This window comes from Pseudomonas sp. GZD-222 (genome assembly GCF_049310525.1).
GTDB lineage: Bacteria > Pseudomonadota > Gammaproteobacteria > Pseudomonadales > Pseudomonadaceae > Aquipseudomonas.
Window position 1 is genome coordinate 47,086 of sequence record NZ_JBMOWO010000042.1, and the last position, 13,630, is coordinate 60,715.

Consider the following 13,630-nt stretch of genomic DNA (forward strand, 5'->3'; position numbering starts at 1 on the left):
CTTGATCGGGCGCTCGCTCATGCGGACGAATCAACGCCACGTCCGCCCAGCAACGACACGAATGCGCGGGCCATCGCCGAGTTCGATTCGCGTCGCTGCACCAGCCACACCGCAGTCATCGCATCGCTGTCGAGCAAGGTCCGGTAGACCACGCCATCGATGCGCATGCGCTGGAACGACGCCGGCAACACTGACACCCCCAGGCCCGCGGACACCAGACCGATAATGGTCATGGCCTCGCCGGCTTCCTGGGCAAAGTGCGGGCTGAAGCCCGCCTCCCGGGCCAGGCTCAACAACTGCGCATACAGGCCGCTGCCGTAACTGCGCGGAAAGAACACGAACGGCTGCTCGGCCAGCGCCGCCATGTACAACCCACCTTCACTACCCTGGGCCAGCGGATGCGCAGCGTTAATCACCGCGACCAAGGGCTCACGGAACAATTCGGTGGCCACCAGGCTTTCCGGCAGCATCAGGGGCCGTATCAGGCCGACTTCAATACTTTCATCGAGCACCGCATCGGCCACCGCCTGGCTGCTCATCTCCTTGAGATTCAAGTGCACAGCCGGAAAGCGCTGGCGAAAGGCATAGATCGCTTTGGGGATCGTGGAGTTGAAGGGCGCCGATGAGGTGAAGCCGATCTTCATCTCGCCCAACTCACCCAGCTGTGCACGACGAGCGACATCGGCGGCCTTGTCGACCTGGGCCAAGACCAGTCGTGCCTCTTCCAGAAACAGTCGCCCCGCTTCACTGAGCTCGACCCGACGATTGGTACGCTCGAACAGACGCGCCCCGAGCTCCTGCTCCAGGGCCTGAATCTGCTGACTCAAGGGCGGCTGGGAGATCCCCAGATGCTGCGCCGCCCGGCCAAAATGCAGCTCTTCGGCGACGGCGATGAAGTAACGCAGGTGACGCAATTCCAAGGCAGCTCCAATAGGTCGTTAAACCTCTTAAACAGGTCGAACAATATATTGGAAATGATCATTAGCCAGCTATATGCTTTTATCACTGCCTGACAGGCCGTAGCGCCCCCGAGGTCACCCGTGAAAACTGCTGTTGCTCCACACGCCCACGAAATCCCCCCTGCTGCCCTCGACGACATCGTCGCCACCCTCAACGAACGCTGGATCGAAAAAGGCACCCCGGCCTTTATGCGCACCGTGCTGGCGCTGTTCTGCGGCGGCTTTGCCACCTTCGCCCTGCTCTACTGCGTACAGCCGATGATGCCGATGCTGTCCCAGGAGTTTTCCATCAGTGCCGCGCAAAGCAGCCTGATCCTCTCGGTATCGACCGGCATGCTGGCGGTCGGCTTGCTGATCACCGGGCCCATCTCTGATCGCATCGGGCGAAAACCGGTGATGGTCTTCGCCCTGTTCTGCGCCGCCCTGTGCACCCTCGTCAGCGCCCTGATGCCCAACTGGCACGGCGTGCTGCTGACCCGCGCACTGCTGGGGCTGTCGTTGAGTGGCCTGGCGGCCGTGGCCATGACCTACCTGAGCGAAGAGATCCATCCACAGCACATCGGTCTGGCGATGGGCCTGTACATCGGTGGCAACGCCATTGGCGGCATGAGCGGTCGTCTGATCACCGGGGTTTTGATCGATTTCGTCAGCTGGCACACGGCGCTGCTGGTCATCGGCAGCCTGGCCCTGATCGCGGCGGTGGTGTTCTGGAAAGTGCTGCCCGAATCGCGAAACTTCCGCCCGCGCTCGCTGCACCCGCGCAGCCTGCTGGAAGGCTTTACCCTGCACTTTCGCGATGCCGGTCTGCCCTGGCTATTCCTCGAAGCCTTCCTGCTGATGGGCGCCTTCGTCACCCTGTTCAACTACATCGGCTATCGCCTGCTGGCCGAGCCCTACCACATGAGCCAGGCGCTGGTCGGCTTGCTGTCGGTGGTGTACCTGTCGGGGATCTACAGCTCGGCGCAGATCGGCGCCCTGGCCGACAAACTGGGGCGGCGCAAGGTGTTCTGGGGCACCATCGTGCTGATGTTCAGCGGTTTGCTGATGACCCTGTTCAGCCCCTTGCCGCTGGTGATCGTCGGCATGCTGGTGTTCACCTTCGGCTTCTTCGGCGCGCACTCGGTGGCCAGTAGCTGGATCGGACGGCGGGCAACCAAAGCCAAAGGCCAGGCGTCGTCGTTGTACCTGTTCAGTTACTACGCGGGATCGAGTGTGGCCGGGACGGCCGGTGGGGTGTTCTGGCATCAGGCCGGGTGGAACGGCATTGGGCTGTTCATTGGCAGCTTGCTGGTGGTGGCATTGCTGGTGGCGTTGCACCTCAGCAGATTGCCGGCGAAGAGCTGAAGAAAAGGGCCGCTGAGCGGCCCTTGTCACTTAGTTGATTACTTCAACCAGATCAACATCCACTTCACGGCTCATCAAGTGCTTCTCGACTTCACCGGTCAGCTTGACCTTGGTCTTCTCGCTGAAGGCCACTGGCGGCATGTCTTCATTGTCGATTTCGACTTTGATGGTACCGGTGGTGTCCTTGAACTCGTACTTGTCATCGTTATTCAGCTTCTTCACCACATAACCTTGCAGCACCACCGGGGTGTCATCAGCGGCGTCATTGGCAGCTGCAACCGTGGTGACTGGCTGCGCGCCTGGACCGGTGTAGCCGGTGGCCAGGGCAGCGGTGCTGAACAGCGGGGCAAGCAGCAGAGCGAGGTAACGAGCTTTCATGATGAAGATCCTGTCTGGGTTTCGATGGAGCCAGATTACCCAAGCAGGCTGAACTGAAGCTTAAAAGCAAAACGCCCGGCATTGGCCGGGCGTTTGATCTTGCAGCAGTACTTACTGGTGGTACTGCGCCGACAGCTCGTGCACGGCGTTGATGAACGCACCGGCATGCTCCGGATCGACTTCCGGAGTAATACCGTGGCCGAGGTTGAACACATGACCGCTGCCATGGCCATAGCTGGCCAGGATGCGCCCGACTTCGGCACGGATGGCTTCCGGCTTGGCGTAGAGCACGGTCGGGTCCATGTTGCCCTGCAGGGCAACCTTGCTGCCGACACGTTGACGGGCTTCACCGATGTCGCAGGTCCAGTCCAGGCCCAGGGCGTCGGCACCTGCGTCGGCAATGCTTTCCAGCCACAGGCCGCCATTCTTGGTGAACAGGATGACCGGCACCTTGCGGCCTTCGTGCTCCCGGATCAGACCGCTGACGATCTTGCGCATGTAGGCCAGGGAGAACTCCTGGTAGGCCGCCGCCGACAGGTTGCCACCCCAGGTGTCGAAGATCTGCACGGCTTGCGCACCGGCGAGGATCTGACCGTTGAGGTAGCTGATGACCGACTGTGCCAGCTTGTCGAGCAGCAGGTGCATGGCCTGCGGGTTGTCGTAGAGCATGGCCTTGGTCTTGCGGAAGTCTTTCGACGAGCCGCCTTCGACCATGTAGGTGGCCAGGGTCCAGGGGCTGCCGGAGAAACCGATCAGCGGTACGCGGCCATTGAGCTCGCGGCGAATGGTGCTGACCGCATCCATCACATAGCCCAGGTCTTTCTGCGGATCAGGGATCGGCAGCGCCTCGATATCGGCCAGGGTGCTGATGACCTTCTTGAAACGCGGGCCTTCGCCGGTCTCGAAGTACAGGCCCTGGCCCATGGCGTCGGGAATGGTGAGGATGTCGGAGAACAGAATCGCGGCGTCCAGCGGGTAGCGGTCCAGCGGTTGCATCGTGACTTCGCAGGCAAACTGAGGGTTCATGCACAGGCTCATGAAGTCACCGGCCTTGGCACGGCTGGCACGGTACTCCGGCAGATAGCGGCCGGCCTGGCGCATCATCCACACCGGGGTAACGTCTACAGGTTGCTTGAGCAGGGCGCGCAGAAAACGATCGTTCTTCAAGGCAGTCATGTCGGCATCCGGAAAAAAAGTGCGGGCATTTTCTCAGACACCAACGGAAAAGGCACGGTAAGTACCGTGCCTTTTGTCTATCGACTTGTGACAGGTCAATAGATTTGTTGAATTCATCGCGGGGCAAGCCCGCTCCCACCGGTAATCTCTGTGGGAGCGGGCTTGCCCCGCGATTCAGATTTCCAGGTAATCCATGATCCCTTCGGCGGCATTGCGCCCTTCAAAGATCGCCGTCACCACCAGGTCAGAACCGCGAACCATGTCGCCACCGGCGAAGATCTTCGGGTTGCTGGTCTGGTGCTTGAAGGTGTTCTTCTCCGGTGCCACGACGCGGCCCTGACTGTCGGTATGGATGCTGAACTGCTCGAACCACGGTGCCGGGCTCGGACGGAAACCGAAAGCGATGACCACGGCGTCGGCCGGGATGATCTCTTCGGAGCCCGGGATCGGCTCGGGGCTGCGGCGGCCACGGGCATCCGGCTCGCCGAGACGGGTCTCGACCATCTTCACGCCTTCAACCTTGTCTTCACCGACAATCGCGATCGGCTGGCGGTTGTAGAGGAACTTCACGCCTTCTTCCTTGGCGTTCTTCACCTCTTTGCGCGAACCCGGCATGTTCGCTTCGTCACGACGATAAGCGCAGGTCACGGCCTTGGCGCCTTGGCGGATAGAGGTGCGGTTGCAGTCCATCGCCGTGTCGCCACCACCGAGCACCACCACCTTCTTGCCTTTCATGTCGACGAAATCTTCCGGCGACTTTTCAAAGCCCAGGTTGCGGTTGACGTTGGCCACCAGGAAATCCAGGGCATCGTGCACGCCGGGCAGGTCTTCACCAGGGAAGCCGCCCTTCATGTAGGTGTAGGTGCCCATGCCCATGAACACTGCATCGAACTCTTCGAGCAGTTGGTCCATGCTGATGTCCTTGCCCACCTCGGTGTTGAGGCGGAACTCGATGCCCATGCCGGTGAAGACTTCGCGGCGATTGCTCAGCACGGTCTTTTCCAGCTTGAACTCGGGGATGCCGAAGGTCAGCAAGCCACCGATTTCCGGGTTGCGGTCGAACACCACCGGGCTCACCCCGCCGCGCACCAGTACGTCGGCACAGCCCAGGCCGGCCGGGCCGGCACCGATAATGGCAACGCGCTTGCCGGTCGGCTTGACCTTGGACATGTCCGGGCGCCAGCCCATGGCGAAGGCGGTGTCGGTGATGTACTTCTCCACCGAACCGATGGTCACCGCGCCAAAACCGTCGTTGAGGGTGCAGGCACCCTCGCACAGGCGATCCTGCGGGCACACCCGGCCGCAGACTTCCGGCAGGGTGTTGGTCTGGTGCGACAGCTCCGCGGCGGCGAGGATGTTGCCTTCGGAAACCAGCTTCAACCAGTTGGGGATGAAGTTGTGTACCGGGCACTTCCACTCGCAGTACGGGTTGCCACAACCCAGGCAGCGGTGGGCCTGCTCGGCCGACTGCTGGGGTTTGAAGGGCTCGTAGATTTCCACGAACTCTTTCTTGCGTTGACGCAACAGTTTCTTCTTCGGATCCTTGCGCCCGACCTCGATGAACTGGAAGTCATTACTCAGACGTTCAGCCATGTTCAAAACCTCATCAAACTCTTCAGGCGCATATCACTGCGGGTTGGCACGGGTGCTGGACAGCAGGTTCTTCAGGTTGGCTGCCTTCGGCTTGACCAGCCAGAAGCGCCGCACGTAGTCGTCCAGGTTTTCCCAGAGCTCACGCCCCCATTCGCTGCCGGTTTCTTCGACGTACTCACCGAGCACGCGCGACAGGTGGCTACGGTAAGCCTCCATCGCCTCGCCGCTGATGCGCTGGATTTCCACCAGTTCATGGTTGAGCTTGTCGACGAAGCTGTTGTCCATGTCCAGCACGTAGGCGAAACCGCCGGTCATGCCAGAGCCGAAGTTGTAGCCGGTCTTGCCCAGTACGCAGACAAAACCACCGGTCATGTATTCACAGCAGTGATCGCCTGTGCCCTCGACAATCGCGTGGGCACCGGAGTTACGCACGGCAAAACGCTCGCCCGCGGTGCCGGCGGCGAACAGCTTGCCGCCGGTGGCGCCATACAGACAGGTGTTGCCGACAATGGCGCTGTGCTGGGTAGCGAACGGGCTGCCCGCAGGCGGCACGATCACCAGCTTGCCGCCGGTCATGCCTTTACCGACATAGTCGTTGGCATCACCTTCGAGGTACATGTTCAGACCACCGGCGTTCCACACCCCGAAGCTCTGCCCGGCAGTGCCCTTGAAGCGGAAGGTGATCGGTGCCTTGGCCATGCCCTGGTTGCCGTGCAGACGTGCGATCTCACCGGAGATTCGCGCGCCGATGGAGCGGTCGCAGTTGCAGATATCCAGGTTGAACTCGGCGCCGGACAGGTCGCGAATGGCCGGCAGGGCCATGTCGACCATCTTCTCGGCCAGCACGCCCTTGTCGAACGGCGGGTTGCGGTCGACTTCACAGAACTGCGGCTTGTCGGCCGGCACGTGCGGGCTGCCCAGCAGCGGGCTGAGGTCGAGGTGGCGCTGCTTCTCGGTTTCGCCGGGGAGCATTTCCAGCAGGTCGGTACGCCCGATCAGCTCGCCGAGGCTGCGCACGCCCAGCTTGGCCAGCCACTCACGGGTCTCTTCGGCGACGTAGGTGAAGAAGTTCACCACCATGTCGACGGTACCGATGTAGTGGTCCTTGCGCAGCTTGTCGTTTTGCGTGGCAACGCCAGTGGCGCAGTTGTTCAGGTGACAGATACGCAGGTATTTGCAACCGAGGGCGATCATTGGCGCGGTGCCGAAGCCGAAGCTCTCGGCCCCGAGGATGGCGGCCTTGATCACGTCCAGGCCGGTTTTCAGGCCACCGTCGGTCTGCACCCGAACCTTGCCGCGCAAGTCGTTGCCGCGCAGGGTCTGGTGGGTTTCGGCCAGGCCCAGTTCCCATGGGGCGCCAGCGTACTTGATCGAGGTCAGCGGCGAAGCACCGGTGCCCCCGTCGTAACCGGAGATGGTGATCAGGTCGGCATAGGCCTTGGCCACACCGGCGGCGATGGTGCCAACGCCGGCTTCAGCCACCAGCTTGACCGAGACCAGCGCCTGCGGGTTGACCTGCTTGAGGTCGAAAATCAGCTGCGACAGGTCTTCGATCGAGTAGATGTCATGGTGCGGCGGTGGCGAGATCAGGGTCACGCCAGGCACTGCGTAGCGCAGTTTGGCGATCAGGCCGTTGACCTTGCCGCCAGGCAGTTGCCCGCCTTCACCGGGCTTGGCGCCCTGGGCAACCTTGATCTGCAGCACTTCGGCGTTGACCAGGTACTCAGGCGTCACGCCAAAACGGCCGGTCGCCACTTGCTTGATCTTGGAGCTACGGATGGTGCCGTAGCGCGCCGGGTCTTCGCCGCCTTCGCCCGAGTTGGAGCGCGCGCCCAGACGGTTCATTGCCTCGGCAAGGGCTTCATGGGCCTCCGGCGACAGTGCCCCCAGGGAGATACCGGCGGAGTCGAAGCGCTTGAGGATGGCGTCCAGCGGCTCGACTTCTTCCAGCGCCAGCGGCTGATCGGCGACCTTGACCTTGAGCAGGTCACGGATCATCGATACCGGACGCGTGTCGACCAGCGCGGTGTATTCCTTGAACTTGGCATAGTCGCCCTGCTGCACGGCAGCCTGCAGAGTGTTGACTACATCCGGGTTGTAAGCGTGGTACTCGCCACCGTGGACGAACTTCAGCAAGCCACCCTGCTGGATCGGCTTGCGCGCACTCCAGGCTTCGGCGGCGAGCAGCTTCTGCTCGTTCTCGATGTCGACGAAACGTGCACCTTTGAGGCGGCTGGCAACACCACGGAAGCTCAGCTCGACGACTTCCTCGGACAGGCCGACGGCCTCGAACAACTGCGCACCACGGTAGGAACCAATGGTCGAGATGCCCATCTTCGAGAGAATCTTCAGCAGGCCTTTGGAGATGCCTTTGCGGTAGTACTTGAACACTTCGTCCAGATCACCGAGCACTTCGCCGGTGCGGATCAGGTCGGCCAGCACTTCGTAAGCCAGGTACGGATATACCGCCGAAGCACCGAAACCGATCAGCACCGCAAAGTGATGCGGGTCGCGGGCAGTAGCGGTTTCGACCAGGATGTTGCTGTCGCAACGCAGGCCCAGTTCAGTCAGGCGGTGATGCACGGCACCCACGGCCAGCGACGCATGCACCGGCAGCTTGCCCGGGGCGATATGGCGGTCGCTCAGCACCAGCTGGGTCTTGCCGCTGCGCACGGCTTCTTCGGCCTGGTCGGCGATGTTGCGCACCGCCGCTTCCAGGCCAAGGCCTTCTTCGTAGTTGAGGTCGATCAGCTGACGCTCGAAGCCTGGGCGATCGAGGTTCATCAGCGAGCGCCACTTGGCTGGCGAAATCACCGGCGAGCTGAGGATCACCCGCGAGGCGTGCTCGGGGGATTCCTGGAAGATGTTGCGCTCGGCACCCAGGCAGATCTCCAGCGACATGACGATCGCTTCACGCAGCGGGTCAATTGGCGGGTTGGTGACCTGGGCGAACTGCTGGCGGAAGTAGTCATAGGTCGAACGCACGCGCTGGGACAGGATCGCCATTGGCGTATCGTCGCCCATCGAACCGACCGCTTCCTGGCCTTGTTCGCCAAGCGGACGCAGCACCTGGTCACGCTCTTCGAAGGTGACCTGGAACATCTTCATGTATTGCTTGAGCTGGTCGGTGTCGTAGCTGGCCACGCCCTGGTCGTCGCTGAGGTCGGCCTGGATGCGCAGGGCATTCTGGCGCAACCAGCGCTTGTACGGGTGACGCGACTTCAGACGGTTGTCGATGGCGTCGGTGTCGAGGATCTGGCCGGTCTCGGTGTCCACGGCGAAGATCTGGCCCGGGCCGACACGGCCTTTGGCGATAACGTCTTCAGGCTTGTAGTCCCACACGCCGATTTCCGACGCCAGGGTGATGTAGCCGTTCTTGGTGGTGACCCAGCGCGCCGGGCGCAGACCGTTGCGGTCGAGCAGGCAGACCGCGTGGCGACCTTCGGTCAGTACCACGCCGGCCGGGCCGTCCCACGCTTCCATGTGCATGGAGTTGTATTCGTAGAAGGCACGCAGGTCGGCGTCCATGGTCTCGACGTTCTGCCACGCTGGCGGAATGATCATCCGCACGCCACGGAACAGGTCGATGCCACCGGTGACCATCAGCTCGAGCATGTTGTCCATGCTCGAGGAGTCGGAACCGACACGGTTGACCAGCGGACCGAGTTCTTCCAGATCCGGAATCAGGTCATTCGCGAACTTGGTGCGACGGGCCTGGGCCCAGTTACGGTTACCGGTGATGGTATTGATCTCGCCGTTGTGGGCGAGGAAGCGGAACGGCTGCGCCAGCGGCCATTTCGGCAGGGTGTTGGTGGAGAAGCGCTGGTGGAACACACAAATGGCGGTCTGCAGACGCTCGTCATCCAGGTCCGGATAGAAGGCGGCGAGGTCCGCCGGCATCATCAGGCCTTTATAGATAATGGTCTTGTGCGAAAAGCTGCAGATGTAGTGATCGGTATCGGCGGCGTTGGCCACGGACGAGCGACGACGGGCGCTGAACAGCTTGATGGCGAATTCCTGATCGCTCAGGCCTTCACCACCGACGAACACTTGCTCGATCCGTGGCAGGCGCTCCAGGGCCAGGCGGCCGAGGACGCTGGTGTCGATCGGCACTTTGCGCCAACCCACCAGTTGCAGGCCGGCGGCGAGAATCTCGCGATTCATGTTTTCGCGTGCAGCTTCAGCCTTGCTGGTGTCCTGATTGAAGAACACCATGCCCACCGCGTATTGCTTGGGGAGCTCGACACCGAATTGTTCCTGGGCCACTGCGCGCAGGAACTGATCGGGCTTTTGCATCAACAGGCCACAACCGTCGCCGGTCTTGCCGTCAGCGTTGATACCACCGCGGTGGGTCATGCAGGTCAGTGCCTGCATAGCTGTTTGCAGAAGGTGGTGGCTGGGTTCACCCGTCATATGGGCGATCAGGCCGAAACCACAGTTATCCTTGAATTCTTCGGGATGGTACAGACCTGTTTTCATAGACACTTTCTCACCAGGTTCGCCTCTCACCAAGGCAAATCTCTTTTTAGTACAACCACTTACCATCCACGCCGAACGAATGCCAGCTTTGCGGGGGCAATAGGGGAGCCATTGTTGCACAGCGACAGGGAAGCCCACAAATTTACGACGGATAGTCGTAAGTCCATGTCGCATTTTTGAATGTTTTTAAGCGTGCGCCGTGGTAGCGGCATGGCTTGAGTCTGAAGCGTTTCAGCCTGGACTGCAAGATGGGCTTGTGGCCGGCAGTCTGGGACAGAAAAGCCTGCCGCGCAGTACGCAGCAGGCTTGACCGTAAATCAGGAGTCGCTCAGCAGGTGGCGGGGGTAGTGCCACCAGGCTATATCAGCGGGTCGCGGCCAGTTCTTGTTGGACGCTGGCGACGGTACGTGGCCAAGGTTTACCAGCCTGGACCTTGGCTGGCAAGGCTTTGATTGCAGCCAGGGCGGCATCACGGCTGGCGAAGTTACCGTAAGTGATCACGTACAGCGGCTTGCCCTGCAGGTTTTTCTTGAAGTAGCGATAGTCGCCACCCTGGGCTTTGACGTAGGCCTGGGCAGACGCCTCGGAGCTGGTGCCGAGGATTTGCACGACATAGTTGCCCGGTTTTTGCCCGGCATACCAGCTGCCGCCGGCGGCGGGCTTGGCTGCAGGCTTCTCGACAGGCTTCGGCGCAGGCTTGGCCGTCGCCACCTGGGTAGGTGCAGGCTTGGCTACAGGTGCAACCGGCTTGCTGGCAACTGGTGCAACCGGCTGTGGCGCGGGAGCGACAGGCTGCGCCTGGGCCACCGGCTGTGCCGGAGCAGGTGCAGGACCGGCAGCAACGCCAGCCGGCGGGGCAATCGTGGTCACCGTCGGCGGTTGCAGCGCGGTATCACCGGCCGGACCACCTTCTTCACCGTCACCCATGCCGGTGGACTCAGCCAGCGGGCCACGCATGACCGGTTGCGACTGGCCAACCAACGGCAGTGGCATTGGCTGCGAATTTCCAGCGAACTCAATCGCCGGGCCGCCATTGTTCGACTGGGCATTGCTCGGCTGACCCTGGCCCAGTGGCAATTGCGCCTGCTCGGCAGGGGCGGTTGGCGCCTGATCGCCTTTCTTCGGCATCAGCACGGCCGCGGCAACGGCGACCACGACGACAGCAGACAGCGCCAGCACGTGTTTTTTAGGCATATTGAACCCCATTGATGGTCGCTTGGCCGTGGTCCGGCTGGCGATCATGGCTTCGATCAAGGTATCGCGGGCGACCTGGTTGATTGCTCCAGGCCAGCCATCCGAGTTTTCGTGAATATCGACAATCTGTTCACTGGTGAACACCTCGATCCCTCGCCCGGCACCTTCCAGGCGCTGCTCGAGGTATTCCCGGGTTTCTTCTTCGCTGTAAGGCGCAAGCTCAATGACATGGAAACGCTCCAGGTCGGCATTGAGCTCTTCCAGCCCGGCGATCAGTGACGGCTCGCCGAACAGGAACACGTGCGGACGTCCTTCCGGAGTGCCCGCCGCCAGTTCCAGCAAGGCTTGGAGTGCCGACTCGTCGAGTTGTTCCGCATCGTCCACCAACAAGTAGACTTCCTGGCCGGTCAACGCCAGCTGCACCACTTGAGCCAGTAGCTCCGGGACTTCAGGCTGGGCGACGCCCAAAGCCTGGGCAACCTGGCCGAGCACGCTGGCGGCATCGGTGGCGCCACGAGCGGAAACCACAACGCTTTGCACCGATTGTTTGTTGGTGCTGGCAACCAGCGCCTGGCGCAGCAGGGTCTTGCCGCTGCCCTGGGGACCGGTAACCACCAGCAGCAGCTGGCTGTAGCGGGCCAGATGGTGCAGTTGGCCCAGCACCGGCTTGCGCTGGGCCGGGAAGAATTTGAAACCAGGCACCCGCGCAGCGAAGGGGTCGTGGTTCAACTGGTAATGGCCGAGAAAGGCCTCGTCGGCATGCAAACTAGTCATCGGACGCTCATCAACCTCAAAGCTGGGCCACGATCGCGCGGTAATCCGCGGCCAGCGTGGCCTGAAGAATCTCTTTCGGATAGTCGTCGGTGACCACCGCTTCGCCCATACGGCTCAGCAGGACCAGACGCAGACGACCGTCGAGTACCTTTTTATCTACTGCCATGTGCTCCATGAACTGCGCCGGGGTCATTTCCTCTGGAGGCACCACCGGCAAGCCTGCCTGCTGAAACAGACGGATACCACGATCACGTTCCTGCTGGCTGATCCAGCCCAGGCGCATGGACATTTCCAGGGCCATTACGGTACCCGCCGCCACAGCCTCGCCATGCAACCACACACCATAGCCCATGTGCGTTTCGATGGCATGGCCGAAGGTATGACCGAGGTTGAGGGTGGCACGCACGCCGGACTCGCGCTCATCGGCACCGACAACGGCGGCCTTGGCCGCACAGGAGCGCGCGATTGCCTCGGTCAGGGCAACCTGATCCAGGCTGCGCAATGCATCCATATTCGCTTCGAGCCAGCCCAGGAAGGGTTCGTCACAAATCAGGCCGTACTTGATCACTTCGGCAAGGCCGGCCGACAGTTCGCGCGGCGGCAGGGTATTGAGGCTGCGCGTATCGATCAGCACCGCATTGGGCTGATAGAAGGCGCCGACCATGTTCTTGCCCAGCGGGTGGTTGATGCCGGTCTTGCCGCCTACCGAAGAATCGACCTGGGACAGTAAGGTCGTAGGCACCTGGATGAAGTCCACGCCACGCTGGTAGCAGGCAGCGGCAAAGCCTGCCATGTCGCCGATCACGCCACCGCCCAAGGCGACCACCGTGGTACGGCGATCATGGCGGGCGGTCAGCAATGCATCGAAAATCAGCTGCAGGGTTTCCCAGTTCTTGAAAGCCTCGCCATCAGGCAACACCACTGACAGCACCGACCAGGCACCCAGGGTCTTGCTCAGACGCTCGAGATAGAGGGGCGCGACAGTCTCATTGGAGATAATGGCGACCTGCCTGCCGGCGATGTGCGGCGCCAGCAATTCAGGTTGATCCAGCAGGCCTTCGCCAATGTAGATCGGGTAGCTACGCTCGCCCAATTCGACCTTTAGTGTCTGCATGTGTCCCCACAATGAACAAGGCGCGGCATCGACGACTCGACCCGCGCGATAACGGTGTGCCCTGTCACGGCATGACTGGCCGCCGAGGATAGTCCTGGCTTAACGGGGCGGCAACTTCTGCAAGCGCTCGAGAATATCCTGCACGACCATTCGCGGCGGCCGTTCGTCGGTTTCCACCACCAGGTCAGCGATCTCGCGGTAAAGCGGATCACGGATCTCCAGCAAGGCCCGCAACGTCGCCTCCGGATTGGCCGTGCGCAGCAACGGACGGTTGCGGTCACGCGCGGTCCGCCCGACCTGCTGCTCGACCGAGGCGTGCAGATACACCACGCGCCCTCCGGCATGCAGGGCCTGGCGATTGGCATCGCGCATCACTGCGCCTCCGCCGGTGGCCAAGACCACGCCATCGAACGCGCAGAGCTCGGCGATCATCGCCTGCTCGCGGTCACGAAAGCCCGGTTCGCCTTCCTTGTCGAAGATCCACGGGATGTTGGCGCCAGTACGCAGTTCAATTTCCTTGTCGGAATCCTTGAACGGCAGGCGCAGCTCTTTGGCTAACAGGCGACCGATGGTGCTTTTACCAGCACCCATGGGCCCCACAAGTATCAAATTTCGCACA

9 protein-coding genes are annotated in these 13,630 nt (G+C 61.8%); 1 reads left to right on the top strand and 8 read right to left on the bottom strand.

Translation table 11 applies throughout. The annotated features are described in order from the left end of the window. Positions 1-17: 17 nt before the first annotated feature. A complete protein-coding gene (locus tag ACO6VD_RS07250; RefSeq protein WP_400172013.1) occupies positions 18-920 on the bottom strand; it encodes a LysR substrate-binding domain-containing protein in 903 nt (300 codons plus the stop codon). 153 nt (positions 921-1,073) lie between these two features. On the opposite strand from ACO6VD_RS07250, the gene ACO6VD_RS07255 reads away from it, so the two are divergent. Next, positions 1,074-2,303, top strand: coding sequence for an MFS transporter (locus ACO6VD_RS07255; RefSeq protein ID WP_422418017.1), 1,230 nt, complete (start codon positions 1,074-1,076; stop codon positions 2,301-2,303). A gap of 30 nt (positions 2,304-2,333) precedes the next feature. On the opposite strand, the gene ACO6VD_RS07260 is transcribed toward ACO6VD_RS07255, so the two are convergent. The 7 genes from ACO6VD_RS07260 to aroK form a co-directional block, all read right to left on the bottom strand. After that, positions 2,334-2,681 carry a YgiW/YdeI family stress tolerance OB fold protein gene (locus ACO6VD_RS07260; protein ID WP_422417990.1) on the bottom strand — a complete coding sequence of 116 codons (348 nt, stop codon included), beginning with the start codon at positions 2,679-2,681 and terminating at the stop codon, positions 2,334-2,336. Positions 2,682-2,792: 111 nt separating this feature from the next. Next, a complete protein-coding gene (gene hemE / locus ACO6VD_RS07265; RefSeq protein ID WP_422417992.1) occupies positions 2,793-3,857 on the bottom strand; it encodes a uroporphyrinogen decarboxylase in 1,065 nt (354 codons plus the stop codon). Positions 3,858-4,031: 174 nt separating this feature from the next. Further along, a complete protein-coding gene (locus ACO6VD_RS07270) occupies positions 4,032-5,450 on the bottom strand; it encodes an FAD-dependent oxidoreductase (protein WP_422417994.1) in 1,419 nt (472 codons plus the stop codon). A 33-nt stretch (positions 5,451-5,483) separates the two neighbouring features. Continuing rightward, complete coding sequence (gltB, locus tag ACO6VD_RS07275; RefSeq protein WP_422417996.1) at positions 5,484-9,929, bottom strand: glutamate synthase large subunit; 4,446 nt, start codon at positions 9,927-9,929, stop codon at positions 5,484-5,486. Positions 9,930-10,292: 363 nt separating this feature from the next. Beyond that, entirely contained in the window at positions 10,293-11,897 is a 1,605-nt protein-coding gene (locus ACO6VD_RS07280; protein ID WP_422417997.1) for an SPOR domain-containing protein, read from the bottom strand. A gap of 16 nt (positions 11,898-11,913) precedes the next feature. Next, on the bottom strand, positions 11,914-13,011 hold the full coding sequence (gene aroB / locus ACO6VD_RS07285; protein ID WP_422417999.1) for a 3-dehydroquinate synthase: 1,098 nt from the start codon (positions 13,009-13,011) through the stop codon (positions 11,914-11,916). 99 nt (positions 13,012-13,110) lie between these two features. Continuing rightward, entirely contained in the window at positions 13,111-13,629 is a 519-nt protein-coding gene (gene aroK / locus ACO6VD_RS07290) for a shikimate kinase AroK (protein WP_274294971.1), read from the bottom strand. Position 13,630 lies beyond the last annotated feature (1 nt).

What these genes read in the sequence shown, in the direction of transcription:
- ACO6VD_RS07260 (WP_422417990.1), bottom strand. Translation starts at nt 2,681, where the DNA reads ATGAAAGCTCGTTACCTCGCTCTGCTGCTTGCCCCGCTGTTCAGCACC.
- hemE (WP_422417992.1), bottom strand. Translation starts at nt 3,857, where the DNA reads ATGACTGCCTTGAAGAACGATCGTTTTCTGCGCGCCCTGCTCAAGCAA.
- ACO6VD_RS07270 (WP_422417994.1), bottom strand. Translation starts at nt 5,450, where the DNA reads ATGGCTGAACGTCTGAGTAATGACTTCCAGTTCATCGAGGTCGGGCGC.
- gltB (WP_422417996.1), bottom strand. Translation starts at nt 9,929, where the DNA reads ATGAAAACAGGTCTGTACCATCCCGAAGAATTCAAGGATAACTGTGGT.
- ACO6VD_RS07280 (WP_422417997.1), bottom strand. Translation starts at nt 11,897, where the DNA reads ATGACTAGTTTGCATGCCGACGAGGCCTTTCTCGGCCATTACCAGTTG.
- aroB (WP_422417999.1), bottom strand. Translation starts at nt 13,011, where the DNA reads ATGCAGACACTAAAGGTCGAATTGGGCGAGCGTAGCTACCCGATCTAC.